Origin of the sequence: Halomonas saccharevitans, from assembly GCF_032333995.1 — a bacterium.
In the GTDB taxonomy this organism is placed as follows: Bacteria; Pseudomonadota; Gammaproteobacteria; order Pseudomonadales; family Halomonadaceae; genus Halomonas; species Halomonas saccharevitans.
The window spans coordinates 959,755-983,976 of record NZ_JAVXUR010000001.1; the positions used below are offsets into that span (position 1 = coordinate 959,755).

Here is a 24,222-nt window from a genome sequence, read left to right on the forward strand (position 1 = left end):
CAGCGCCGGGGCAGCCGTGGTCGGGAATCATTCCCCGGCGGCGCGGTCCACGCTGAACCCGTCATCGGCACATAAGGAATGCCATGCTCACGCGACTCCCCGACGACTTCACCGCCGTGGTGACCGGCGCCTCCGGCGGCATCGGCTGCGCCGTGGTCGAAGCCCTGCTCGCCAGTGACCGCCCCGCCCGGGTGATCGCCGTCAGCCGCCACTACCAAACGCATCCGGACCCCCGCGTCGAATCCCTCGCCCTGGACCTGGGCACCGAGGACGGCAACGAAGCCCTCGCCCAGGCGCTGAACGGCGCCCCCGTGCACCTGGTGTTCAACGCCATCGGCATGCTCCACGACGACGCCCGTGGCATCGGTCCGGAGAAGAAGCTCGATGAGCTGGACGCCGAGGCCATGGCTCGGCTCTATCACGTCAATGCCATCATCCCGGCGCTGCTGCTCAAGGCGCTGCAGCCTAGCCTCAAGGGGCGCCACCCGACGCTGTTCGCCAGCCTCTCGGCGCGTGTCGGCTCGATCGGCGACAATCGACTCGGCGGCTGGTACGCCTACCGGGCCAGCAAGGCCGCCCATAACATGTTGATGAAGACCGCCGCCGTGGAACTTCGCCGACTCAACCCCCAGGCGGCCATCGCCTGTCTGCACCCCGGTACCACGGATACGCCGCTCTCGGCGCCGTTCCAATCCCGTGTGCCCGAAGGCAAGCTGTTCACCCCCTCCTTCGTGGCCGAGTCACTGCTGAACGTGCTGGAGACCTGCACGCCCGACCAGAGCGGCATCTTCCTGGACTGGGCCGGAGAGCGGGTGGCATGGTGACGCGCCGAGGTTTAAGGCAGAATTAGCGTTGATACTCGCCGTTGCCTGGGCAATAGCGAGCCTGGAAGACTCATATGACGCTTTGTGACAATAGGATGACGTAATGGAAACACTCGGCCCTCGCATCAAGAAACTTCGGCTGGAGGCCAAGCTCAACAAGGCGGCCCTGGCACGCAGGGTCGGGGTGTCAGACGTCACGATCTCCTACTGGGAATCGGGCGCCATCAAGCAGATTGGTCACGAACGCCTGGTCGCCCTGGCCCAGGCGCTCAACTGCCCGTTGTCACGGCTGCTGGAAGACGAAGGATCTCACGCCTCGCCTCTCTACCTGCGCCGCCGACTGCCGCTACCCTGGCAGGATGGCAAGCAGCGCGTCATCGAACTGCCGATCGACATGGTGCCCGGGCAGCGCTGGGACGGCGACTGCCACCTGGTGACGCCGGCGCCGGACGAAGCGTTCGACTTCCTCATGGAGGGCGATCTGGTGGCCATCGCCACCAGCGACATCTTCCGCCAGCCGGGCCTCTACCTCATCGAAGACGATGGTGAGCTGGCTATCCGGCGGGTCACGCAGGGACCCACCGGGGAGCTGATATTCCAGCGCCAGGACAGCGACGAGCTCATCCCCTACGCCCCCAGTTGCCGGCTAGTCGGCAAACTGGTGGCTCATTGGCGTGCCCAGCCCCTCTAAGGCACTACCCGATCAAGCAATACCCGATCAAGCAATACCCGATCAAGCAATACCCGATCAGGCGCTACCCGATCAGGAGCTACTCGATCTCCATCACATCGACGCGATCCTGGGTGCGGCGCGTTTCGTCGCCGATCAGGAAGCGTTTGGTGTAGCGGGCTACCTGACCCAGGCCATGGCGCGACTGCGCGACCAGCGGCCCCTGCAGGTGCTGGTTGCCATCGCCCAGCCTGGCTCGCACCTCGGCCGGCTGGACACTGCCCTCCTGCACCTCGACCACCACCAGATAGTCGCCGTCGGGCAGACCGCTACCGGGGCCGAAAGGCCCGGCAACGAAGCCTCCCTCGGCCACTGACACGCGCTCACGCCAGCGCACCCCGCTGAGCTCCCGCTCCACCAGCACCTGCAGGCGTGTGTCGGCGGGCAAGTTGGTCTCGCCCTCGACGGTCAGGCGCCGGTCGCTGCCCAGGCGCGACGCCAGATCGATCGTGACCGGCTCATCGAAGGGGGCCACCTCGGGGGTCGGCTCCGGCGCGGGATCGGGCGTCTCCTCCGCCATCTCGGCCACCGGGGCCGGGTCGTCGGGCCCGTTGGCCATCTCCTCCTCGCTGCCACCGCAGCCCGCCAGCCACATCAGCACCACGCCTATCCCAATCGCTCGAAACCTCGCTTGCATGCACGCCTCCCGCCTTGTCGATATATCACCAGACTATCATCCTCGGTCTCGGCGGGGATGCTCATTGGCGCTCCGCACAGTCGAGGCAGCGCGTCGTGTAGGGCAGCGCCCGCAGGCGACCGTCGCCGATGGGCCCACCGCAGCGTTCACAGGCATCACCTTCCCCCGCCTCGATACGCTTCAGCGCATGCAACACCTGGCGAAGTTCGTCTTCCGCTTCCTGCTTCAGGGCCTCGATGACCTCGTCATTGGCAAACTCGGCCGACTGATCCTCCGCGTCCTTGTCCAGCGGACCGCCCTTCTGCTCCTTATGGGCCTGGTAGCGATCGAACCGCGCGATCAGCTCCTCACGCAACCTCTCCAGTTCCTGCTTGCGATCCGCCATGGTCGCTCTCCTTATCATCGCATCGTGGGCGCCCCGACCCTCTCGCTCGGCACCGCCAGGCTTCTATCCTCAAGGTCCACCCTCGACCATTATCACGCTTTACCCTCGATACGCAGCGGCGGGATGGTTCGTCCTTATCTGTCTTATTGATCGCCCTTCTGGGCAGTCGTTCTCAATGGCCGTTCTCAATGGTCTTTCTTTATAGCAGGCACCTCTCGCCAGGACGCTACGACGATCGCGCCCTGACGCGTCGCGCATCGAACGAATGATCCCTAGCTCATGCCCAGGGCGTCGTAGCCCGCCTCAGTCAGCGAGAGCCGCTCGGGCGCCTCGTGTCCCCGGCTGCGCTCGACCATGATCAGCCCCTCGGCCTCCAGGGCGTCGACATCCTCCATCAGCGCCTCCTCAAGCGTGTCGTCGCCGGGGTGACCGAAGGGCGCAGCCAGCACACCGCCGTGCTGCAGCACACGGGCCAACAGCTCTCTCTGGTATTCGGTGAGGTCGATGCTCATCGGCTTCTCCTGCATTGCATTGGTCGAATGCTCATACCGCCAGTATGGACGACGGGCGCGGCGCTGGGCCAAGGTGGCGCCAGGGGCCTGCCCTAAGCGCCGCGACTCATCACAGGAGTTGACGCCGGACGCCAACCATGACACCGTGTGTCCAGTTGGTTAGCAAGACGCATATTGTCAGTAGTAGTCGAATCCTTTCGGTTGTCTGGTTATATCCCCTTGTTTTACCCACTAGCATTCGGGGCTACACCCGGTAATTTCGTATCCGGCGCACTGCGCCAAAGAAAGGAGTCATGACATGGCTACTGGCACTGTTAAGTGGTTCAACGACGCAAAAGGCTTTGGCTTCATCACCCCGACCGACGGTGGCGATGACCTCTTTGCCCACTTCTCCGAAATCAAGGCTGAAGGCTTCAAGTCCCTCCAGGACGGCCAGCAGGTCTCTTTCGACGTGGTTCAGGGCAAGAAAGGCCTGCAGGCTTCTAACATCGAAGCCATCTGATCGCCGATCAGACAGACCTATCGAGCCGTAAGGCTACGAGCACCAAGGCCCGCTGATGCGGGCCTTGGTGTTTCTGCGCGTCCGGTTTCCTGACGCACCCTTCGCACGAGACAGAACCGCCCGGGGAATTGAGCAGAAAGTGACCGGGGCTGGTAGAATATGCACCCTTCCGACCGACACCCCGTTATGCCGATGCAACCGCTCGACCGCACCTTCTCCGTGGCCCCCATGATGGATTGGACGACCCGCGACTACCGCGCGTTCGCCCGCACCCTGAGCCGCCGCGCCCTGCTCTACACCGAGATGGTGACCACCGGCGCCATCCTTCACGGCAGCCCACGCTCGCGTTTCCTCGGCTTCGATGAGATCGAGCATCCGCTTGCCCTGCAGCTGGGTGGAAGCGACGCCTTTGAGCTCGCCGAGTGTGCGGCGATCGCCGAGGCGTGGGGCTACGACGAGGTGAACCTCAACGTCGGCTGCCCGAGCGACCGGGTGCAGAACAACCTGATCGGCGCCTGCCTGATGGGCCACCCGGAGAAGGTCGCCGCCGCGGTGCGCGCCATGCAGGCGGCGGTGTCGATCCCGGTCACGGTGAAGTGCCGCATCGGCATCGACGACCAGGACGAGGACGAGGATCTGTCGCGCTTCATCGCCACGGTGGCCGACGCCGGCTGCGACACCTTCCTCGTGCACGCCCGCAAGGCGTGGCTAGAGGGGCTCTCCCCCAAGGAGAACCGCGATGTGCCGCCGCTCAACTACCCGCGGGTGCATCGCCTCAAGGCGAGCCGCCCGGAGCTTCACATCGGCATCAACGGCGGCATCAAGACCCTGGACGAGTGCCGCGAGCAGCTCGAGCGCGTCGACAGCGTGATGATCGGCCGCGAGGCTTACCAGAACCCCTGGCTGCTGGCCGGCGTGGACGCCGCGCTCTACGGCGAGCCGGGCCCGGCCGAGAGCCGCCACGCCGCGGCTCGCGCGCTGCGCCCCTATATCGCCCGTCGCCTCGACGAGGGGGCGAAGCTCAACCACATCACCCGCCACCTGCTGGGCCTCTTCCAGGGCCAGCCGGGCGGGCGCAAGTTCCGCCGCCACCTCTCCGAGAACGCCCATCGCGAGGGCGCGACCCTGCAGGTCTTCGATGATGCCCTGGGCCTGGTCGCGGAGCGCGAAACGGCCGAGATGGCGTAAGCCTGCGCCTGCGCCCTGCCGGGCCACCCCCAGGAACGCGACAACGGCGCCGAGCGATCGGCGCCGTTGTCGTGTGGGCGCGCGTCAGTCGCGAGGCGCGGCCAGAACGATCAGTAGAGCGCGTCGGGCGGCGGCTCGAGGCTGGAGTGGAAGTCCTCGATGGCGCTCTCGGCCTCCTCGATGGCGTCGAAGCGGGCGATGTGGAAGAGCGCCTCGCCCTCGTTGGCCAGCGGCAGCCGACTCATGCCGATGACGATGCCGTCCGCCACGGCGCGCACCTCGCCCTCGGCATTGCCGAAGGGATCGGCCACCCGCCCCAGCAGCTCGCCGCTGGCCACTCGCGCCCCGAGGCGCACCTGCGGGCGCAGGATGCCGTCGATGGGCGCCCGCGCCCAGCTCGAGCCGTTGGAGACCTCGGCGGCCGGTACCGGCCGACGGCGGTGCTCACCGGGCAGCATGCCGAGCCGGCGCATCACCCGCAACACGCCCCGCACCCCGGGGGTGATCGCCCACTGATCGAAACGCAGCGCCTCCCCCGCCTCGTAGGTGAGCACCGGAATACCGCGGTTCTGCGCGTAGTGGCGCAGGCTGCCCTCGCGCAGGTCGGCATTGAGGATCACCGGCGCCCCGAAGGCGTTGGCCATGCGCTCGGTCTCACCGCCGGGGGTGAGCTGGGCGCGAATCTGCGGCAGGTTGGTGCGGTGGATCGCCCCGGTGTGCAGGTCGATGATGTGGCTGGCCTGATCGACGATCTGCTCGCGAAACAGCGCCGCCACGCGGCCGCCCAGCGAGCCCGACTCGCTGCCCGGGAAACAGCGATTGAGGTCGCGCCGATCCGGCAGGTAGCGGCTGTGTTGCACGAAGCCGAAGACGTTGACGATGGGCACGCCGATCAGCGTACCGCGCAGCCCCTGTAGCTGCTTGGAGCGCAGCAGGCGGCGTACGATCTCCACGCCGTTGATCTCATCGCCATGGATGCCGCCGCAGACCAGCAGCACCGGACCCGACTGCCGGCCGTGGACCACTTCCAGGGGGATATAGAGCGGCGCATGGGTATAGAGGCGCGCCACGGGCACGTCGATCTGGGCACGCGACCCGGGCGCTACCCGCGTGCCGGCGATCTCGAAGGGGGAACGGGCCATGCGGCGCTCCTTGCGTTACGAAACGGTTTTTCAGGCGTTTCTTATACGCTCCTGATCCGAGGAAAACGACCCCCAACGGCCTTACGCGGCGATGACATTTGCATACATACGTGAATGTAAAAAACCGGCCACTCGGGTAGAATGAGGAAAACCGTGACACTTTGAGAGCCCACCGCCATGGCCAGACGCACCAAGGCCGAAGCCGAAGCCACCCGCGAGGCACTGCTCGAGGCCGCCGAGGAGGTGTTCTTCGAGAAGGGCGTCGCTCGCACCTCACTGGAGCAGATCGCCCGCCATGCCGGAATGACCCGTGGCGCGGTCTACTGGCACTTCCACAACAAGGCCGATCTCTTTCGCGCCATGCTCGATCGGGTGCGCATGCCCTTCGAGGCCCTGGTGGCCGAAACCGGCGCCTCCCACCCCTCGCCGCTCGAGACCGTTAGACTGGGCTTCCAGCAGAGCCTGCTGCGCATGGAGCAGCCCCGCCATCGGCGTGTTCTCGCCATCCTGATCCACCGCTGCGAATTCTTCGGCGATATCGACCCCTGCGCCGTGCAGGCAGAGATGGCCGGCGAATGCCTCGATGCGCTGGAGGGCTACTTCGGCGAGGCCCAGCGCCTGGGGCTGCTCAAGGAGGGGATCGCCACCGAGACCGCGACGCGCCTGATGCAGGCGATCATCAGCGGTATCTTCCACGATTGGCTGCGCGACCCCGACGCCTACTCCATCCATGAGCGTGGCATGGCACTGATCAATGCCCAGCTAGCCCTGATCAGCCGCGACGAGACCGACACCTCACGCTGACGCGCCATCGTGATGGCTCGGGCGGTGCAGCAGGTGCAGCCGCCTGAGCCGCGTGCGAGCATCCAGATAGTCGCTCTCCGGCACCGCGCGGTATCTCCCGTCGCCGGGCAGATACTTCACCAGCACCCGCTGCTCCCCGACCTCCGGCACGTCTCCCGCCTTGGTCGCCAGCCCCACCTCGTGGCTCGCATCCCCCTCCAGCACCGCCGCCACGACCGGCGCCTCATCGGCCGAGACGGACGTGACGCGCACCCGCTCTCCCAGCAGGCAGCGCGGCAAACGCTCATGGCCGTGAGGCTCTCGACGGTGCAGACGCTTGTGCAGGCGCTGACACAGCCAGGCCGCCAGCGGCGAGGCCAGCGCGAAGGCCCCCCAGATCACCAGTATGCCCAGCGGAATGCGGAAGAAGCCCAGCGGCAGCCAGCGCAGCACGGCAAGCTCCAGGATCAGGGTCAGCCCACCGGCCAGGGCGATCAGCACCGTCAGCGCCAGCGAGGCCGGCACGCCGATGAAGCCCAGCGAGACCAGCGCACTGGCCAGGGTGTCGTTGCGCAGGCTGTCGTGCTCGAAGAGCTCGACCGGCGCCAGGCGAAGCGCCACCAGCAGCCAGTAGCAGGCGACCAGCGCCAGCAGCGCGCCGAAGATTGCCACGGGAAAGCTCAGCAGGGTCTGACGTAAGATATCCATGTTGGCTCCTCGCGATAACGCTTAGCCGACGAATGAGTTTCTTTCCCTCATCGTAGACCATCGAGGCGACCCGGACCTGATCCGAATCAAGGATGCATTCGCACATCCTTATGAAAACGCCCGTCGCCATCGACATGAACACGACCGTCGCCATCGACATGAACAGGGGCGCCCGCATGCGGGCGCCCCTTGGCGTTCGGCAGGACGTCACATCCCGCCGGGTCGAGTCGGCATCAGGCGTTGCTGCGCGGCTCGGCGTCGGCCATCTCACCAGGCGCCTCGTCGCCGCCGTGCGGTTTACGCTGCAGCCGGGCGGAGAGCGCGGCGATCATGGCGTAGAAGGTCGGCACGAACAGGCTGCCGAGCGTCGCCACCGAGGCCATGCCGATCGCCACCGTGGTGCCGATATGGTGGCTGCTGGTATCGCTCGCGCCGGTGGCGAGCATCAGCGGCAGGGTGCCGAAGATGAACGCCAGGGAGGTCATGACGATCGGCCGGAAGCGCAGCTCCGCCGCCGTGATCGCCGCCTCGCGGATCGACTTGCCCATCTCGCGGCGCTGCAGCTCGGCGAACTCGACAATCAGGATGGCGTTCTTGGCCGCCAGGCCCACCACCACCAGGATGCCGATCTGCACGTAGACGCTGGTGTCCAGGCCGCGCAGGAAAATGCCGCCGATCCCGCCCAGCAGGGCGAAGGGCGTGGCGGTCAACACCGCCAGCGGCAGCGACCAGCTCTCGTACTGGGCGGCGAGGATCAGGAACACCATCAGCAGGCCGAAGACGATGGCCAGCGTCGCGGCGCTGCCCGCCTGGCTCTCCTGATAGGCGGTGCCGGTCCAGCCCATGCCCCAGCCGTCGCCGAGCTCTTCCGCGACGATCTCTTCCATGGCGGTGATTGCCTGCCCCGAGCTGTAGCCCGGCGCCGGACCGCCCTGGAACTGGGCACCGGTATAGACACCGAAGCGGGTCACCACCGCGGGCGCCGTCTGGCGCTCGAGAGTCACGAACTCGGAGAGCGGGATGCGCTCGCCGTTGCCGCCGCGGACGAAAACGTTGGCGACGTCCGAGGGCGTCTTGCGAAACTCCTCCTGGTTCTGCAGGTAGACCTGGAAGTTGCGGTTCTGATAGCTGAAGAAGTTGACGAAGCCGTTGCCGAAGGTATTCGACAGCGTGGCGTTCAGGTCCGTCAGGCTGACCCCGTAGCTCAGCGCCTTCTGCTGGTCGATCTCGGCGCGGAAAGACGGCACGTTGACGTTGAAGGTGGTGAACACCTGCTTCAGCGCCGGATGCTCGCCGGCCGCCTGCATGACCTTCAGCGACGCCTGGAAGAGCTCCTGGGGCGAGGCGCCCTCGAAGGACTGCAGGTAGCCGGTGAAGCCACCGGTGGTCGAGAGCCCCATGATCGGCGGCATGTTGAAGGCCATCGCCGAGCCGCCCTCGATCTGGGCACCAAGCTGCATGATGCGCCCGATCAGCCCGCTGGCGGTCAGCTCGCGCTCGGCCCAGGGGTCCATGGTCACGAACATGATCCCGCGGGCCGTGTTCACCGAGCTGGACAGGATGTCATAGCCCGCCACCGCGGAGGAGAAGCGCACGCCCGGAATCTCCTCGATGGCCGCGCTGAGCTTGCCCATGTACTCCCGGGTCCGCGACAGCGAAGCGGAGTCCGGCAGCTGCACGGCGGTGAGCACGATGCCCTGGTCGGTCTCCGGCACCAGGGTAGAGGGGGTCGCCTGGTAGAGCCACCAGGAGCCGCCGATCGTCAGGCCGGTGAGCAGCAGCGCCAGCCCCCAGAAACGCACCAGCTTCTTGACGATCCACATGTAGACCGCGGTGATGCCCGCGAACAGGCGATCGAACAGGCGCAGCGGCGTGCGCAGCGCGCGGCTGAAAGCCGTTTCCTTGCGGTGCAGGTCGTGCTTGATGAAGATCGCCGACAGCGCCGGAGTGAAGGTCAGCGCCATCAGCGCCGAGAAGCCCACCGAGATGGCGATGGTCAGCGCGAACTGCTGGTAGATCTGTCCGGTGAAACCGCCCAGGAAGGCCACCGGCACGAACACCGCCGCCATGATCAGCGAAGTGGCGATGACCGGCCCACCGACCTCCTTCATGGCCTGGATCGTTGCCTCGCGGACGCTGATCTCCTCGTCCTCGCCAAGCACCCGCTCGACGTTCTCCACCACCAGGATGGCATCGTCCACCACGATGCCGATGGCCAGCACCAGGGCGAACAGCGTCAGCAGGTTGATGGTGAAGCCAAAGACGAAGAAGCCGGCGAAGGTCGCCAGCACCGAGACCGGCACCACCGACATGGCGATCACCGTAAAGCGCCAGTTCTGCAGGAAGATGAACAGGATGACGCCGACGATCAGGAAGGCCTCGATGAAGGTGTGAAAGACCGTCTCCACGGAGGCATCGATGAACTGGGTGGTGTCATAGGGCACCACGTACTCGAGCCCCGGCGGGAAACGCTCTCCCAGCTCCGCCATCACGTCCTCGACCGCCTTGGCGGTCTCCAGGGCGTTGGCGCCGGGCTGCTGATTGATGATGATCGGCGCCATAGTGCCACCGTTGAGCCGCGCCTCGACGCCGTAGAACGACGCGCCGAGCTCGATGCGCGCCACGTCGGCCAGGCGCAGGGCCGAGCCGTCCGGGTTGGTGCGCAGGAAGATCTCGCGGAAATCGTCGGTGCTGGAGAGCCGCCCACCGGCGGTGATGGTGTAGGTGAAGGCCCGCGGGTCCGACTGCGGCGTGGCGGCCAGGCTACCCGCCGGCACCTCGGTGTTCTGCGCGCGGATGGCCGCGGCGACCTCGGTGGGCGTCAGGTCGTATTGCGCCAGCCGGTCCGGGTCCATCCATACGCGCATGGCGAACTCGCCGCCGCCGAGCACCTCGGCATCGCCGACCCCCGGCACCTGGCGAAGCTCGTCCAGGACGTTGAGGGTGGCGTAGTTCTGCAGGTAGATGCGGTCGTAGTCCTCCTCGGGCGAGGTCAGCGCCACCAGCATCAGGATCGAGCTGGAACTCAGCTCCACGGTCACGCCCTGGGCCTGCACCGCCTCGGGCAGCTGCGACAGCGCGCCCTGTACCCGATTGTTGACGTTGATGGTGTTGATGTCGCCGTCGGTGCCGATGTTGAAGGCCACCTGCAGCTGCATCGAGCCGTTGTCGGCGCTGGTCGAGGTCATGTAGAGCATGTCCTCGACGCCGTTGATCGCCTCGGCCAGGGGCGCGGCCACGGTCTGGGCCATGGTCTCGGCGTCGGCCCCCGGGAAGGTGGCGTTGACCGAGACCGTGGGCGGCACCACGCTCGGGTACTGCTCGATGGGCAGCACCCGCATGCTCATCAGCCCGATCAGCGTCAGGATGATCGCCAGCACCGTCGCGAAGATCGGCCGCTTGATGAAGAAGTTGGAGAAATTCATGGCCCGGCGTCTCCCTCGGCCTCGGCCGCGGGTTCGACGCTCGCCTCACCGCCCTGCTTCTGTTCCTGGGCGGCAGCTTGCTGACCGGCATTCCCGGCGCCCTCTCCTGCGCCCTTTCCAGCGCCCTTTCCAGCGCCCTCTCCAGCGATCTGCTCGATACCCGCGAACGGCTGGGGCTCGATGGCGGTGCCGGGCTGCAAACCGGCGGGATCGCCCACTACTACTCGCTCACCGGGTTCGACGCCGTCGAGCAGGATCTGCCAGGGGCCGGCGATCTCGCCCAGCTGCACGGTGCGCGCTCGCGCCTTGTTGTCCTCGTCGAGCACGTAGACCTGCGGACCCATCAGGCCCTGCGTCATGGCGATCTCGGGCACCGCCAGCACGTTGAAGCGCTTCACGCCCTCGAGGTGCACGCGCACGAACTGGCCAGGCAGCACCTGAGCATCGGGATTGGCGAAGGTCGCGGTGGCCTGCACGGTGCTGGTGGCCTCGTTGACCCGCGAGCCGAGGAAGTCCAGGTGACCCTCGAGGCGCTCGCCCTCGACGCCGGCCGGCAGGTCGAGCCAGGCGGTGACCGCATCGATGGGCTGGTCGCTCAGCTGGCGGCGCAGGGCGAAGGCGTCGTTCTGGGGCAGCTGGAAGCGAACCTCCAACGGGTCCAGCGGGGTGATGGTGGTCAGCGTGGTGCCGGGCTGCACCAGATTACCCAGGTTGACCTCGCTGAGGCCGATCATGCCGGCCACCGGTGCGGTGACCTCGGCGTAGCCCAGGTCGATGCGCGCATTGGCCAGCGCCGCTTCGGCCTGGGAGACCGAGGCGCGAGCCACGTTCAGCTCGGCCTGGGCCTGATCGACCTGCTGACGGCTCACCGAGTTCTGGCTGAGCAGCTGCTGGAAGCGGTTGGCATCGCGCTGGGCGCGCGAGAGTTCGGCGCGGGCGCTCTCGAGGTCGGCCTCGCGCTGGGCCACCACGGACTCGTAGAGGTCCGGCTCGATGGAGTAGAGGCTCTCGCCCTTTTCCACCATCTCGCCCGGTTCGAAGTGACGCTGCTCGAGGAAGCCGGTGACGCGGGCCACCAGGGTGACCTCGTCGTCGCTGCGCAGCTTGGAGGGGTAGGACTTGTCGAGCGGTAGATCCTGGCGGGCCATCTCCATGACCTGCTTGGGCGCCGGGGGCGCATCACCCTGACCGGACGCCTGCTGCTCGGGAGTCTCTTGCTGACCGCAGGCGGCGAGCACGAGGCTCGCGGCCAGTGCCACCAGGCCGGCCCGGCCTCGTTTGATGAAGGTTGTCATGGGTGCTTTCCATTAGGCGCGTCGGGGGAAGAACGAATTTTACATTCATCCATGAATGTTTGTAAATTTCCGGGTGCCGATCACTACTCCTCGAGACGCGGGGGCGCCCCGATATCCATGACCGCATCGTTCGCCTCGGCATTCTCGGGCAGCGTGAAGGAGACGCCGCCACCGTCCAGCCAGGCGTTCACCTCCTCGACCGCCGGCACGTCCAGGGTCCCCGACTGCTGGCGCAGGGTCAGCAGGTTGATCACGTAGTCGTAGCGGGCGCTGGCGAAATCGGCGACGGCGTTATAGAGGTTCTGCTCGGCGTTGAGCACGTCGACGATGTTGCGGGTGCCCACCTCGTAGCCGGCGCGGGTGGCGTCCAGCGCGCTCTGGTTGGAGACGATCGCCTGGGCGCGCGCCTCCACGGTGGAGACGTCGTTGCTGACCTGGGTATAGAAGGAGCGCACCTGCTGGACGGTGTCGCGACGCTGGGACTCGAAGTCGTACTGGCTGGCCTCCAGCAGGTAGGTGTTCTGGCGGATGCTGGCCGAGGTGCGCCCACCGGTATAGAGCGGCAGGCTCGCCTCTAGGCCGACCTGGCTATCCGAATCGTGGCCACTGACACCGTCGGCGTCGCTGTCCGCGTAGCTGTAATTGGCGAAGGCGTTGACCGTGGGCAGGCGACCGGCACGGGCTATATCGACGCCGCTGCGTGAGACCTCGACCCCGGCCTGGCTGGCCAGCACCTGGGGATTGTTCTGCATGGCGAGCGCCACCCACTGGTCGCGATCGCTCGGCGTCGGCGCCACGATGGGGATCTCGTCGCCCAGCGAGTCGATGCTGGCGTAGCGCTGCCCGGTCAGGCGCTCCAGGGCCTCGAAACGCACCTGCAGATTGCTCTGCGCCGTGATGCGCTCCGCCCGCGCCTGATCGAAGGCCGCCTGCGCCTCCTCGACCTCGGTGATGGCGATCAGCCCCACCTCGAACTGCTCGCGGGCCTGCTCCAGCTGGCGACCGATGGCGCGCTCCTGGGCGCGCCGCGCCTCGAGCACCTCGAAGGCGCGCAGGATCTCGAAATACGCCGAGGAGACATCGATCAGCACCTGCTGCTCGGTGGCAGCCAGGCGGTAGAGCTGCTGATCGATCTCGCGCTCGGACTGCTCGACCTGACGGCTATTGATAGCGTCGTAAAGCGCTTGGGTGGCGCGCAGCTCCAGCCCAACGCTGTTGACATTATCATCCTGTGACGAAGATCCACTTGCCAGTGCAGCAGCAATTTGTTGCTGACTCGGCGAGAGACCACTGAGGTTAGAGCCTGACCCGGAATTCGACTGACTTTCGTAGTCGCGGCTGTGTGTGGCGTTACCTGTTATTTCAACCTGGGGCAGCAGATCGGCCTGCTGGACGTCTCGCCCCGCCTCGACGCTGCGAGTCTGCGAGCGGGCTGATGAGAGTTCGGCGTTGCTCTGCAGGGCATCGCGGGCGATGGTCAAAAGATCCGCCGCCTGCACCGGCGCGGTGACGGCTGCCGCGACCAGGGCCGGCAGCAATGCACGGCGGGCAAACCGCGTGCCGGTGCAGCGAAGGGAACGGGGACGCATCATCGGTAGATCCTCGGTGTCTTGACGGGTAGCTTTACATACATTGTCGCATGTTTATCGATCGAGTCCACTGCCGGCCGCCTACGACCAAGGAGTCTGGCGATGATCCGACCGCGTCCGCTACGCTGCCATGCAGCATGAGCCATTGACGGCAGTGACACCACACCAACGAGATCGGCCATCGACAGGCCTCACCCCAATGTCCCATCGACTCACCCACTCAGGAAGAAGCCCATGGATGCCTTGGAACTCATCGCAGTGCAGGAGCTTGAGGTCGCCGTACGGATCTGGCATCCCGAGGCGCCGCGCACCCTGATCGCCTGGCATGGGCTGGCTCGCCACGGCGGCGACTTCGACGACTTTGCCCGGCAGCTCGGTCCCAAATGGCGGATCCTGGCACCCGACACCCCGGGCCGAGGCCTGTCCGACTGGTCGCCTGCGCCATCCTGCCACTACGTTTATTCACACTATATGACCATAGCAGCTGCGGTGATGGATCACTTCGGCCTGGAACGCGTGCCCTGGGTGGGTACTTCCATGGGCGGCCTGCTGGGCATGCTGCTGGCCGCCGAGCCGGAGAGCGCGGCCCGCATCGAGCGCCTGGTACTCAACGACGTGGGCCCGGAACTCGCTCCCGAGGGCCTGGCGGAACTTGCCGGCTACTTCGGCGTGCCCCATCGCTTCCTGCATTTCGGCGAGCTCGAGGCCGAACTCAGACGCCACTACGCCGGCTTCGGCATCGAGGGGGACGACGCCTGGCGTCGCCTGGCGCTGCACAGCGCCAGGCGACTTCCCGACGGCAGCTGGACCTATCATTTCGATCCGCGTATCGCCGAGCAGTTCGTCCACGACACGCCCCGTGATACCTGGGCGGACTGGGCCGCGATCCGCTGCCCGCTGATGGTCGTGCGCGGCCAGCACTCGCCGCTGCTCAAGGCCGAGAGCGTGACGCGCATGGCCGAGGCCCAACCCGAGCTCGTCAGCCACGAGGTGCCGGGCTGCGGCCACGCGCCCATGCTCGACCGCCGCGACCAGGTCGCGCCGATCGCCGCCTTTCTGGCGGACTCGCCTGCCGGAGAGCCGGCACGACCCGGCGACGCGCGAGCGCCATGGTGGCAGCGCCTCATCGAGCGCCTGGGTCCGGCCAGGCACCGCTAGCGGCTGCCCAGCGCCTTACAGCAGCCAATCGACCGGCAGCAGCGCGACCACGGAAACGATCATGCGCCTGAACAGGCCCGAGTTGGGTTCGACGTCGTGACGGATCACCTGGCCGTCGCGACGCTCCAGCCAGTAGAGCTCCCCGTCGGGATCCAGGCGCACCTCATAGGCGTTCAGCGGCACTCTCTCATCGAAGGCGACATCGATTTGCCGGGCCAGCGACGGGTCCTCGATGATGAACCCCAGTTCGGTATTCAGGTTGGCCGAACGCGGATCGAAGTTGAACGACCCCACGAAGATCCGTTCGCCATCCACGGCGAAGGTCTTGGCATGCAGGCTGGCCCCGGAGCTGCCGAACGGCCCCGCACTCGGGTTGCGCCCCTGCTTGCTCGCGCCGCGTCGCAGCTCATAGAGCTCGACCCCCGCTTCGAGCAGCGCCTTGCGCCGCTTGGCATAGCCGGCATGCACGGCGGCCACGTCGGTGGCCTCCAGGGCATTGGTCAGCACCTCGACCTCGACCCCGTCTCGCTCCAGACGCCGGAAAGCCTCGGTGCCCGCCTCGGCCGGCACGAAGTAGGGCGAGACGAGCGCGACCTTGCGCTCGGCATCGGCGAAGATCAGCTCCAGGTCGTGGCTCAGCAACGCCCGCCCGCTGGCCTCGCCAAGCCCCTTGGACGGGTCATCGCTGAGCATGCGCACCGGCGCCCAGACCAGGCCGAGCTCATTGGCCAGCAGCTTCTGCACGATCTCCGTCTCGCTCACGGACGTCAGGTAGGCGTCCGCCTCGGGATCCCTCACGACCTCGGCAAACGCCTGCTCGAGCCGCACCCGCCCCTCCGGCCCGACGCTTGGGAGAATGCGCGTCGCGGGATAGGAGGAGCCGCTGCTCCAGTAGCGGTCGAAGTCGCTCGAGACGTCGTCGACCACCTCGCCGACGGCCAGCACGTCCAGGTCCGAGAAGGTCACGTCCCTCGCGGCACCGAAGTACGCGTCGCCGATGTTGCGCCCGCCGATGATCGAGGCCTGATTGTCCGCGGTGAAGGATTTGTTGTGCATCCGCCGATTGGCCCGGGAAAAGTCGGTCAGATAGCCGATCCACTTGGGGGTGCGCACGACGAAGGGATTGAACAGCCGCACCTGGATATTGGGGTGACTGGCGAGCGCGGCGAGCTCTTCATCGATCCCCCCGGTGCCGCTGTCGTCGAGCAGCATGCGCACCCGCACCCCGCGCTCAGCGGCCTCGTAGAGGGCCTCGAACAGCAGCATGCCGGTGATGTCTGGGTGCCAGATGTAATACTGGACGTCCAGGGTGCGCTCGGCGGCATGCGCCATCACCATCCGGGCGGCGAAGGCATCGATGGGCCTGTCCAGCGGGTAGATGCCGCTCAGGCCGGGATGGGCGTCGACCGAGGGCGCCAGGCCCTCGCCGAGCGAGGTGTCACGACTCTGCGCCTCGTCCAGCGCCGACGATTCTAGCCGCCCCTCGAGAGACGGCAAGGTGCAGCCGCCGAGCAGCGCCAGCAGGCCCAGCACCAGAAGCAAGCGCGCCAGAGGGTGCTGCATCGAGGCTCGAGCCGGGAAGAAAGGTGCGATCATCGTGTCGATCCTGTCAGCCTGTGGGCATCATGAGAGAGACCATCATGATAGTTGATCAAGGCCTCATGGACCCCGACCCTATCTTGCCGTCACCAGAGGAGAAGTGCGCGACGGCGCAAAACACAGTGCACGCTAATATAACGCCTTCTGGACTGATACCATCGAGTCCCATGACTCGCCGAATCACCCCGACGCCGTGACCGAGCCCATGACAGACACCGCGACAGAGCCCGTGAAGAATGAGCCCGGTCACATCGACCCTCAGGGCGAGCGCCTGGCCATCCGGGGCGACTGGACGCTCGAGCACCATGGGAGCCTGAAGCGCGAGGTCGAACGCCTGGCCAAGGACCGCGAGCCCTCTGCCCAGGGGATCGACCTGACGCCGCTGGCCGCCCTGGACACCGCCGGCGCCGTGCTGCTGATGGAGCTGACCGGCGCCGAACGGCTCGCCGCGATCGACGACTGGGCGCCGGAACTGCCGGCGACGCGCCGCGCCCTGCTGCGCACCCTGGGCGAGGCGATGGTCGACCGCCCGGCCCCGGCCGCGCGATCCCGCCGGCCGCTGAGGGATGGCCTGGCGCAGACCGGCCAGCTCGTGGAGGGGCTCTGGCACCAGCAGATCAAGCTGCTCGGTTTCATCGGCCAGGTGCTCGCCACCCTGGCCAGCACCGCCTGGCGGCCGAGCCGCTGGCGCCTCACCTCGGTGGTGGCCCAGCTGCATCAGACCGGCCTCAACGCCCTGCCCATCGTCGCCCTGCTGACCTTCCTGGTGGGCGCCGTGGTGGCCTTCCTGGGCGCCACGGTGCTGCGCGACTTCGGCGCCACCATCTATACGGTCAACCTGGTCGCCTTCGCCTTCCTGCGCGAGTTCGGCGTGCTGCTCGCCGCCATCCTGCTCGCCGGCCGCACCGCCAGCGCCTTCACGGCCCAGCTCGGCGCCATGAAGGCCAACGAGGAGCTCGATGCCGTGCGCACCCTCGGCCTCGACCCGATCGAGCTGCTGGTGCTGCCGCGGGTGCTGGCGATGATGCTGACGCTGCCGATCCTCACCTTCGTCGGCATGCTCAGCGGCATCCTCGGCGGCGCCCTGATCTGCGGGCTGGCGCTGGATATCTCGCTCATCCAGTTCGTCTCCATCCTGCAGCGCGATATCCCCCTCAACCACTTCCTGGTGGGCTTGGCCAAGGCGCCGATATTCGCCTTCCTGGTCGCGGTGATCGGCTGCCTGGAGGGCTTCAAGGTCAGCGGCAGCGCCCAGTCGGTGGGCGAACACACCACCTCCAGCGTGGTGCAGTCGATCTTCATGGTGATTTTGCTGGACGCGGTGGCGGCGCTGTTCTTCATGGAGATGGGCTGGTGAGCGAGTCGATGCGAGCATCACGGCGCCAAGCGCCACGAAGCCAGGGGCCCCGTCACCAGGAACCCCTGGGCCAGGAACCCCTGGATCGAGCGCCGCTGATTCGCGTCCGCGGGCTGTCCAACCGCTTCGGTCGCCACGTCGTCCACGAGGACCTCGACCTCGATCTCTACTCGGGGGAGATCCTCGGCGTGGTGGGCGGCTCTGGCACCGGCAAGTCGGTGCTGCTGCGCAGCATCGTCGGCCTGCTGAGGCCCAGCGAAGGGCGCATCGAGGTGTTCGGCGAGGACCTGCAGCGGCTTTCCTCATCGGCCCGCTCGCGGCTGGAGCGCCGCTTCGGGGTGCTCTTCCAGCGCGGTGCGCTCTTCACCTCGCTGACCCTCGAGGAGAACGTCGCCCTGCCGCTGATCGAGCATGCCGGGCTCAGCCGCGCCGATGCCGAGGCCCTGGCGCGGGTCAAGCTGGCCCTCGCCGGGCTGCCCGGGCAGGCCGCCACCCAGTATCCCGCTGCGCTCTCGGGTGGCATGATCAAACGGGCCGCGCTGGCCCGCGCCCTGGCGCTGGACCCGGAGGTGCTGTTTCTCGACGAGCCGACCGCGGGCCTCGATCCGATCGGCGCGGCGGCCTTCGATCGCCTGATCCTGACCCTGCGCGACGCCCTGGGCCTGAGCGTCTTCCTGGTCACCCACGACCTGGACACCCTCTATACCGCCTGCGATCGCGTGGCCGTCCTGGCCAATCGACAGGTACGCGTCGCCGATCGTCTCGCGGTGGTCGAGACCACCGACGACGCCTGGATCCACGACTATTTCCACGGCCCCCGTGGCCGCGCCGCCCGGCGGGCGGCCCACCCGGCAGAGGACGCCTGACGATGGAACCCCGCGCCCATCATGTATTGATCGGACTGTTCACGGTGATCACCCTGGGCAGCGCGCTGCTGTTCGCCCTGTGGCTCGGCAAGTCGAGCGTCGATCGCGACTACGCCTGGTACGAGATCGGCTTCAATCGCGACGTTGGCGGGCTCTCCGAGGGCAACGCGGTGCTCTACAGCGGCATCGAGGTCGGCGACGTGGTGCGGCTGCGCCTCGATCCCCAGGATCCGCGACGGGTACGGGCGCTGATTCGCGTCGACAGCGAGGTGCCGATCAAGCAGGACACCCGCGCCAGCCTGGCGCTGGCCAACATCACCGGCACCAAGAATCTCCAACTCTCCGGCGGCAGCCCGCAGAGCCCGCGCCTGACGGGCGACCGCGGCGATCCCCCGCTGATCCAGGCCGAGCCCTCGCCACTGAGCTCGCTGCTCTCCGGCAGCGAGGCGCTGTTCGCCAAGGTGGATCGGCTGCTGACCAACGCCAATCGGCTGCTTTCCGATCGGAACACCGAGAGCCTGACGCGGACCCTCGGCCATCTGGAGACGCTGTCGGGCACACTGGTCGATCAGCGTGACAGCGTCGGCGAGGCCATGACTGGGATCGGGCGCGCCAGCGAGCAGCTGACGACGACCCTGCAGCGCTTCGACCGCCTGGGCGAGCGAGCCAACCGGCTGCTCGACGACCAGGGAGCCGCCGCGCTGCAGGACGCCCGGGGCGCCATGCAGTCGCTGGCCGCTATCGCCGCGCGGTTTGATCGCCTGACCGCGCGCCACGAGGGCTCTCTGGATCGCGGTCTGCAGGGCGTCGGCGAGCTCGACCCGGCGATGCGCGAACTGCACGCCACGCTGCGCACCCTGAACCGCCTGATCCAGCGCCTCGAGGAAAATCCCGCCGAGACCCTGCTGGGCCGCGATGAGATCCAGGAGTTCCGCCCATGAACCAGACTCGCGTTTTATCCGTCGCCGCCCCCCGCCGTTCTGGACTTGCCCGGCCGCGACGCCTGCTGTCCCTGAAAGCCCCGATGATGCCCCTGATACTGGCCGCGCTATTGGCCGGGCTGCTCGCCGGGTGCAGCGTCATTCCCAAGAGCGAGCCGGTGCGACTGTTCACGCTGCCCGCCCCGACGCTACCGGCCTCCAATGAGACTATCCGCGAGCTGACCCTGCGGGTCGACACGCCCGGTGCCAGCGCGCCGCTGGATGGTCGACGCCTGCTGATCATGCCCACCCCCGGGGAGTTCCAGGCCTACGGCGGGGCGCGCTGGCGCGACGACGCCCCGCGGCTGCTGCGCGATCACCTGATCGAGGCTTTGCGCCGCGATGGCCGCCTGGCCGCCGTGATCGACGATACCGGCCGGGCGCGCAGTGAGGCGGCGCTGACTAGCCACCTGGGGGCCTTTCACGTCCGCTATCGCGAGGGCACGCCCGAGGTAGTGGTGCGCCTCGATGTCCAGCTGCTCGACGACCGCAGCCGCGAGGTACGAGCGAGCCGTCGCGTCGAGGCGGTGGTGACAAGCAACGACGAGAGCCTCGACGCCGTGGTCGCGGCCTTCGGTCGCGCCGCCGATCAGCTGGCCGTCGAGGTGGTCGACTGGACGCTGTCGACGCTCGATTAATGGCAATTCAAGCAAATGTCATCACTGCTTGATATTGCTCAACTGAGCCACCGCCCTTTCGCGCACAATGGGAACGTTTTCTAACAGGAGAGCACGCATGGACAAGGGCGTCGTCAATCGCCGACTCAAGATGATCGTGATCGTGGCGGTTGTCATGCTTCTGGCTTGGTTCGGCTGGTGGGTACTGAAGCCGGAAGCGGAGCACCCCGGCCTGGCGGTGGGGAACGGCCGAATCGAAGCCACCGAGATCGATGTGGCCACGCGCATGCCCGGCAGGCTGATCGAGGTATTGGTCGATGAAGGCGAGTTTGTGGAAGCCGGCCAGGTCGTGGCGCGCATGGATACCGCCACTCTGGAGGCGGAAATGGCCCAAGCCCGGGCGCAACGGCATCAAGCCGAAAGCGCCCTGGAGACCGCACGCGCCATGGTCGCACTGAGAGAAAGCGAGCTGGCCGCCGCGGAAGCCGTGGTCAGCCAGCGCCAGGCCGAGCTCGAGGCGGCGCGCAAGCGTTACGAACGTGCCGCCAGCCTGGTGGAACGTAACGCCATTTCGCGGCAGCAATTCGATGACAGCCTCGCCGTGTGGCAGAGCCAGCAAGCTGCCCTGGCATCAGCCAACGCCCATGTACTCTCCGCGCGGGCCGCCATCCGTGCTGCCGAGTCGCAGATCACCGAAGCCCAGGCCCAGGTGGAGGCGGCCGTGGCGACGTTGGGACGCATCCAGGCCGATCTCGACGACAGCGAACTCACTGCAGATCGCCTTGCTCGGGTACAGTACCGGATAACGGAGCCGGGGGAAGTGCTGGGTGCCGGGGGCAAGGTACTCAACCTGGTCGACCTCACCAACGTCTACATGACCTTTTTCCTCCCTACCCGGGAAGCGGGCCGCGCGGCCATCGGCGACGACGTCCGTCTGGTGCTGGATGCGGTGCCTGACTATGTGATTCCCGCCCGCGTCAACTACGTGGCCAGCGTCGCCCAGTTCACGCCCAAGAGCGTAGAGACCGAGAGTGAACGCGAGAAGCTGATGTTCCGCGTTCGCGCCAGGATCGATCCCGAGCTACTGCGCCGCCATATTGAGCAGGTCAAGACCGGGCTGCCGGGCATGGCCTATCTCAAACTCGACCCAGAGACTACCTGGCCAGCACATCTCGAGATCCGGATCGCGCCATGAGCCAGTCTGCCACGTCGTCGATCGCCTTCATCAGTGATGTCACGCTGCGCTACGCTGACACCCTCGCCCTGGATGGCGTCACCTTGACGCTTCCCGCCGGGCAGATGGTCGGCCTGATCGGCCCGGACGGCGTGGGTAAGTCGAGTCTGCTGGCACTGCTCGCCGGTGCGCGGCGCTTGCAAGAGGGTCGAGTGGAAGTGCTGGGCGGCGACATGAGCGACGTCCACCACCGCCGGATCAGCTGCCCACGCATTGCCTACATGCCCCAAGGGCTTGGCAGGAACCTCTACCCGACCCTTTCAGTACGCGAGAACCTCGAGTTCTTCGGACGGCTGTTCGGCCAGAGCAGTGCCGAGCGAGCACGACGCATTGACGCTCTGACTGAGGCGACCGGGCTTGGCCGTTTTACCGAGCGCCCGGCGGGAAAGCTGTCCGGCGGCATGAAGCAGAAGCTGGGACTCTGTTGCGCGCTGATCCACGACCCGGATCTGTTGATTCTGGATGAACCCACCACGGGCGTCGATCCACTGTCGCGCAGCCAGTTCTGGACCCTGATCTCGCGTATACGGGACACACGGCCCGGGATGAGCGTGATCGTGGCCACCGCCTACATGGACGAGGCTCAGCAATTCGACTTCCTGGTGGCCATGGATGCCGGACAGCCGCTGGCCAGCGGCTCGCCCGCAGAACTGCTGGAACGCACCGGGACCCATGATCTGGAGAGCGCCTTCATCCGATTGCTGCCCGACGCCAGGCAGCGCCAGCACCGGTCGGTGACCATCCCGCCGCAAAGGCAAAGCGATACCATCGCCATCGAGGCGCGCGGCCTGACCAAGCGCTTCGGCGACTTCACCGCCGTAGACCGAGTCGACTTCCGTATCGCCCGCGGTGAAATTTTCGGCTTTCTGGGCTCCAACGGCTGCGGCAAGAGTACCACCATGAAGATGCTGACCGGCCTGCTGCCGGCCAGCGAAGGCGAAGCCGACCTGTTCGGTCAGCCGATCGATCCGCGAGACCTGGCGACCCGACGCCGGGTGGGGTACATGTCCCAGGCGTTCTCTCTCTATGGCGAGCTCAGCGTGCGCCAGAACCTTGCCCTCCATGCACGCCTCTTCCAACTCCCCCAAGCCGAGCGGCAGGCTCGCATCGAGGAGATGCTCGACCGCTTCGACCTGAACACAGTGGCGGAAAGCCTGTCTGGCGGGCTGCCGCTGGGCATCCGCCAGCGCCTTTCCCTGGCGGTAGCGGTCCAGCACCGACCCGAGATCCTGATCCTCGACGAACCCACCTCAGGCGTCGACCCGGTGGCCCGGGATGCCTTCTGGCGCGAGCTGGTCAGGCTCTCGCGGGAAGAAGGCGTCACCATCTTCATCTCCACCCACTTCATGAACGAGGCCCAGCGCTGCGACCGCATCTCGCTGATGCATGCCGGGCGGGTGCTGGCCTGCGATACCCCCGACGCCCTGCGCAAGCGTCGCGGCACCGATACCCTGGAGCAGGCCTTCATCGCCTGGCTGGAGGAGGCTGCCGACGAACCCTCGGTCGACACTGCCGCCCCTGCTCAGCCAGCAACGCCCGTCGAGCTCACACACCGCAAGCCGTCCGCCTTCAGCCTCAAGCGCCTGATGAGCTATACCCGCCGGGAAACCATGGAGTTGCGCCGCGACCCGCTGCGCGGGACCCTGGCGCTCCTGGGCAGCGTGATCCTGATGTTCATCATTGGCCACGGGATCAGCCTGGACGTGGAGAACCTGCGTTATGCGGTTCTTGACCACGACCAGACCACCACCAGCCAGGCCTACGGCCTCAACCTGGCTGGCTCCCGTTACTTCACCGAACGCCCGCCGCTGTCCAGCCAGGCCGATATGGACACCCGGATGCGCAGCGGCGACATCAGCCTGGCCGTGGAAATTCCACCCGGCTTCGGACGTGACCTCAAGCGCGGTGCCACTCCCGAGATCGCCTTCTGGGTCGACGGCGCCATGCCGACTCGGGCCGATACCATCAAGGGCTACGCGCAGGGGCTGCACCTCCACTATCTGACGACCCTGGCCCGGGAGTCGGGGACCGCCGAGGGCTCCCCGGGGGTGGAGATCGCCCTGCGCTATCGCTACAACCCCGATGTCCAGAGCCTGCCCGCCATGGTCCCGGCCGTCATCCCGCTGCTGCTGATGATGATTCCCGCCATGCTGACGGCACTGGGCGTCGTGCGCGAGAAGGAGATGGGCTCGATCACCAACTTTTATGTCACACCGGTGACACGCACCGAGTTCCTGCTCGGCAAGCAGTTGCCCTATGTGGCCATGGGCATGATCAACTTCGCCACCCTGGTAGCGCTCTCGGTGTGGGTCTTCCGGGTGCCGGTCAGCGGCAGCCTGGTGACCCTGAGCCTGGCCGCCCTGCTCTACCTGCTGTGCGCCACCGGCATGGGACTGCTCATCTCCTCGCTGCTGAACAGCCAGATCGCCGCCATCTTCGGTACCGCCGTGGTCACCCTGGTTCCCGCAGTGCAGTTCTCTGGCATGCTGCACCCGATTTCCGCCATGGAAGGCGTCAGCGCCCTGATCGGCCAGGCCTATCCCACCTCACACTTCCTGATCATTACCCGCGGCGTGTTCTCCAAGGCCCTGGGCTTCGCCGATCTATGGACCTACTTCTTGCCGCTGCTGGTGGCTATTCCGCTGCTGACCCTGGCCAGCGTGGCCGGTCTCCGTGATCAGGAGCGCTGAG

Annotated in this window: 21 protein-coding genes; 12 read left to right on the forward strand and 9 right to left on the reverse strand. The window is 66.9% G+C overall.

Annotated elements, in window-relative coordinates:
• The first annotated feature begins 83 nt into the window (after nucleotides 1-83).
• Complete coding sequence (locus RSO68_RS04445) at nucleotides 84-824, forward strand: SDR family NAD(P)-dependent oxidoreductase (protein WP_089847787.1); 741 nt, start codon at nucleotides 84-86, stop codon at nucleotides 822-824.
• Between the two features lie 103 nt (nucleotides 825-927).
• Complete coding sequence (locus RSO68_RS04450; RefSeq protein ID WP_089847785.1) at nucleotides 928-1,515, forward strand: helix-turn-helix domain-containing protein; 588 nt, start codon at nucleotides 928-930, stop codon at nucleotides 1,513-1,515.
• 79 nt (nucleotides 1,516-1,594) lie between these two features.
• Here the strand turns inward: RSO68_RS04450 and RSO68_RS04455 are convergent, their stop codons facing one another.
• The 3 genes from RSO68_RS04455 to RSO68_RS04465 form a co-directional block, all read right to left on the reverse strand.
• Nucleotides 1,595-2,149 (reverse strand): hypothetical protein, encoded by a 555-nt coding sequence (locus tag RSO68_RS04455; protein ID WP_315585744.1) that lies wholly within the window; start codon nucleotides 2,147-2,149, stop codon nucleotides 1,595-1,597.
• A 103-nt stretch (nucleotides 2,150-2,252) separates the two neighbouring features.
• Entirely contained in the window at nucleotides 2,253-2,576 is a 324-nt protein-coding gene (locus RSO68_RS04460; protein ID WP_089847779.1) for a TraR/DksA family transcriptional regulator, read from the reverse strand.
• A gap of 272 nt (nucleotides 2,577-2,848) precedes the next feature.
• A complete protein-coding gene (locus RSO68_RS04465; protein ID WP_089847777.1) occupies nucleotides 2,849-3,088 on the reverse strand; it encodes a hypothetical protein in 240 nt (79 codons plus the stop codon).
• Nucleotides 3,089-3,386: 298 nt separating this feature from the next.
• Between RSO68_RS04465 and RSO68_RS04470 the strand changes: the two genes are divergently transcribed.
• Together RSO68_RS04470 and dusA are read left to right on the forward strand one after the other, a co-directional pair.
• Entirely contained in the window at nucleotides 3,387-3,590 is a 204-nt protein-coding gene (locus tag RSO68_RS04470) for a cold-shock protein (protein WP_089847775.1), read from the forward strand.
• A 192-nt stretch (nucleotides 3,591-3,782) separates the two neighbouring features.
• A complete protein-coding gene (dusA, locus tag RSO68_RS04475; RefSeq protein ID WP_315585745.1) occupies nucleotides 3,783-4,778 on the forward strand; it encodes a tRNA dihydrouridine(20/20a) synthase DusA in 996 nt (331 codons plus the stop codon).
• Between the two features lie 110 nt (nucleotides 4,779-4,888).
• Here dusA and RSO68_RS04480 read toward each other — a convergent pair whose 3' ends face one another.
• On the reverse strand, nucleotides 4,889-5,920 hold the full coding sequence (locus tag RSO68_RS04480) for a succinylglutamate desuccinylase/aspartoacylase family protein (RefSeq protein ID WP_089851674.1): 1,032 nt from the start codon (nucleotides 5,918-5,920) through the stop codon (nucleotides 4,889-4,891).
• A gap of 177 nt (nucleotides 5,921-6,097) precedes the next feature.
• On the opposite strand from RSO68_RS04480, the gene RSO68_RS04485 reads away from it, so the two are divergent.
• Nucleotides 6,098-6,724, forward strand: coding sequence for a TetR family transcriptional regulator (locus tag RSO68_RS04485; protein ID WP_089851676.1), 627 nt, complete (start codon nucleotides 6,098-6,100; stop codon nucleotides 6,722-6,724).
• On the opposite strand, the gene RSO68_RS04490 is transcribed toward RSO68_RS04485, so the two are convergent.
• The 4 genes from RSO68_RS04490 to RSO68_RS04505 all read right to left on the reverse strand — a co-directional run bounded on the left by RSO68_RS04490 (nucleotide 6,716) and on the right by RSO68_RS04505 (nucleotide 13,723).
• A complete protein-coding gene (locus RSO68_RS04490; protein ID WP_315585581.1) occupies nucleotides 6,716-7,411 on the reverse strand; it encodes a hypothetical protein in 696 nt (231 codons plus the stop codon). The two genes, RSO68_RS04485 and RSO68_RS04490, sit on opposite strands and share 9 nt — an antisense overlap.
• Before the next feature lie 233 nt (nucleotides 7,412-7,644).
• Entirely contained in the window at nucleotides 7,645-10,836 is a 3,192-nt protein-coding gene (locus tag RSO68_RS04495; RefSeq protein WP_315585582.1) for an efflux RND transporter permease subunit, read from the reverse strand.
• Nucleotides 10,833-12,131, reverse strand: a complete 1,299-nt coding sequence (locus tag RSO68_RS04500) for an efflux RND transporter periplasmic adaptor subunit (RefSeq protein WP_315585583.1) — start codon at nucleotides 12,129-12,131, stop codon at nucleotides 10,833-10,835. The genes RSO68_RS04495 and RSO68_RS04500 overlap by 4 nt, the downstream gene beginning before the upstream one ends.
• Before the next feature lie 83 nt (nucleotides 12,132-12,214).
• Entirely contained in the window at nucleotides 12,215-13,723 is a 1,509-nt protein-coding gene (locus tag RSO68_RS04505) for a TolC family outer membrane protein (protein ID WP_315585584.1), read from the reverse strand.
• 231 nt (nucleotides 13,724-13,954) lie between these two features.
• Between RSO68_RS04505 and RSO68_RS04510 the strand changes: the two genes are divergently transcribed.
• The gene (locus tag RSO68_RS04510) at nucleotides 13,955-14,878 is read left to right on the forward strand and encodes an alpha/beta fold hydrolase (protein ID WP_315585585.1); all 924 of its coding nucleotides are present in this window, start codon (nucleotides 13,955-13,957) and stop codon (nucleotides 14,876-14,878) included.
• A gap of 15 nt (nucleotides 14,879-14,893) precedes the next feature.
• Here RSO68_RS04510 and RSO68_RS04515 read toward each other — a convergent pair whose 3' ends face one another.
• Nucleotides 14,894-16,474, reverse strand: a complete 1,581-nt coding sequence (locus tag RSO68_RS04515; protein ID WP_315585586.1) for a phospholipase D family protein — start codon at nucleotides 16,472-16,474, stop codon at nucleotides 14,894-14,896.
• 208 nt (nucleotides 16,475-16,682) lie between these two features.
• Here RSO68_RS04515 and RSO68_RS04520 point away from each other — a divergent pair, with 208 nt between their 5' ends.
• The 6 genes from RSO68_RS04520 to rbbA all read left to right on the forward strand — a co-directional run bounded on the left by RSO68_RS04520 (nucleotide 16,683) and on the right by rbbA (nucleotide 24,221).
• Nucleotides 16,683-17,834, forward strand: coding sequence for an ABC transporter permease (locus tag RSO68_RS04520; RefSeq protein WP_390882378.1), 1,152 nt, complete (start codon nucleotides 16,683-16,685; stop codon nucleotides 17,832-17,834).
• Nucleotides 17,831-18,700 (forward strand): ABC transporter ATP-binding protein, encoded by an 870-nt coding sequence (locus RSO68_RS04525; protein WP_390882379.1) that lies wholly within the window; start codon nucleotides 17,831-17,833, stop codon nucleotides 18,698-18,700. The genes RSO68_RS04520 and RSO68_RS04525 overlap by 4 nt, the downstream gene beginning before the upstream one ends.
• 2 nt (nucleotides 18,701-18,702) lie before the next feature.
• The gene (locus tag RSO68_RS04530; RefSeq protein ID WP_315585588.1) at nucleotides 18,703-19,641 is read left to right on the forward strand and encodes an MlaD family protein; all 939 of its coding nucleotides are present in this window, start codon (nucleotides 18,703-18,705) and stop codon (nucleotides 19,639-19,641) included.
• A gap of 83 nt (nucleotides 19,642-19,724) precedes the next feature.
• Complete coding sequence (locus RSO68_RS04535) at nucleotides 19,725-20,318, forward strand: ABC-type transport auxiliary lipoprotein family protein (protein WP_315585589.1); 594 nt, start codon at nucleotides 19,725-19,727, stop codon at nucleotides 20,316-20,318.
• A 97-nt stretch (nucleotides 20,319-20,415) separates the two neighbouring features.
• Nucleotides 20,416-21,492, forward strand: coding sequence for an HlyD family secretion protein (locus RSO68_RS04540; protein WP_315585590.1), 1,077 nt, complete (start codon nucleotides 20,416-20,418; stop codon nucleotides 21,490-21,492).
• Entirely contained in the window at nucleotides 21,489-24,221 is a 2,733-nt protein-coding gene (gene rbbA / locus RSO68_RS04545; RefSeq protein WP_315585591.1) for a ribosome-associated ATPase/putative transporter RbbA, read from the forward strand. Before RSO68_RS04540 ends, rbbA begins: the two co-directional genes overlap by 4 nt.
• Nucleotide 24,222: the final 1 nt, after the last annotated feature.

Excerpts from the sequence above, each read along its gene's own strand:
- RSO68_RS04445 (WP_089847787.1), top strand. The coding sequence starts at position 84 with ATGCTCACGCGACTCCCCGACGACTTCACCGCCGTGGTGACCGGCGCC.
- RSO68_RS04450 (WP_089847785.1), top strand. The coding sequence starts at position 928 with ATGGAAACACTCGGCCCTCGCATCAAGAAACTTCGGCTGGAGGCCAAG.
- RSO68_RS04455 (WP_315585744.1), bottom strand. The coding sequence starts at position 2,149 with ATGTGGCTGGCGGGCTGCGGTGGCAGCGAGGAGGAGATGGCCAACGGG.
- RSO68_RS04460 (WP_089847779.1), bottom strand. The coding sequence starts at position 2,576 with ATGGCGGATCGCAAGCAGGAACTGGAGAGGTTGCGTGAGGAGCTGATC.
- RSO68_RS04465 (WP_089847777.1), bottom strand. The coding sequence starts at position 3,088 with ATGAGCATCGACCTCACCGAATACCAGAGAGAGCTGTTGGCCCGTGTG.
- RSO68_RS04470 (WP_089847775.1), top strand. The coding sequence starts at position 3,387 with ATGGCTACTGGCACTGTTAAGTGGTTCAACGACGCAAAAGGCTTTGGC.
- dusA (WP_315585745.1), top strand. The coding sequence starts at position 3,783 with ATGCAACCGCTCGACCGCACCTTCTCCGTGGCCCCCATGATGGATTGG.
- RSO68_RS04480 (WP_089851674.1), bottom strand. The coding sequence starts at position 5,920 with ATGGCCCGTTCCCCCTTCGAGATCGCCGGCACGCGGGTAGCGCCCGGG.
- RSO68_RS04485 (WP_089851676.1), top strand. The coding sequence starts at position 6,098 with ATGGCCAGACGCACCAAGGCCGAAGCCGAAGCCACCCGCGAGGCACTG.
- RSO68_RS04490 (WP_315585581.1), bottom strand. The coding sequence starts at position 7,411 with ATGGATATCTTACGTCAGACCCTGCTGAGCTTTCCCGTGGCAATCTTC.
- RSO68_RS04495 (WP_315585582.1), bottom strand. The coding sequence starts at position 10,836 with ATGAATTTCTCCAACTTCTTCATCAAGCGGCCGATCTTCGCGACGGTG.
- RSO68_RS04500 (WP_315585583.1), bottom strand. The coding sequence starts at position 12,131 with ATGACAACCTTCATCAAACGAGGCCGGGCCGGCCTGGTGGCACTGGCC.
- RSO68_RS04505 (WP_315585584.1), bottom strand. The coding sequence starts at position 13,723 with ATGATGCGTCCCCGTTCCCTTCGCTGCACCGGCACGCGGTTTGCCCGC.
- RSO68_RS04510 (WP_315585585.1), top strand. The coding sequence starts at position 13,955 with ATGGATGCCTTGGAACTCATCGCAGTGCAGGAGCTTGAGGTCGCCGTA.
- RSO68_RS04515 (WP_315585586.1), bottom strand. The coding sequence starts at position 16,474 with ATGATCGCACCTTTCTTCCCGGCTCGAGCCTCGATGCAGCACCCTCTG.
- RSO68_RS04520 (WP_390882378.1), top strand. The coding sequence starts at position 16,683 with ATGACAGACACCGCGACAGAGCCCGTGAAGAATGAGCCCGGTCACATC.
- RSO68_RS04530 (WP_315585588.1), top strand. The coding sequence starts at position 18,703 with ATGGAACCCCGCGCCCATCATGTATTGATCGGACTGTTCACGGTGATC.
- RSO68_RS04535 (WP_315585589.1), top strand. The coding sequence starts at position 19,725 with ATGATGCCCCTGATACTGGCCGCGCTATTGGCCGGGCTGCTCGCCGGG.
- RSO68_RS04540 (WP_315585590.1), top strand. The coding sequence starts at position 20,416 with ATGGACAAGGGCGTCGTCAATCGCCGACTCAAGATGATCGTGATCGTG.
- rbbA (WP_315585591.1), top strand. The coding sequence starts at position 21,489 with ATGAGCCAGTCTGCCACGTCGTCGATCGCCTTCATCAGTGATGTCACG.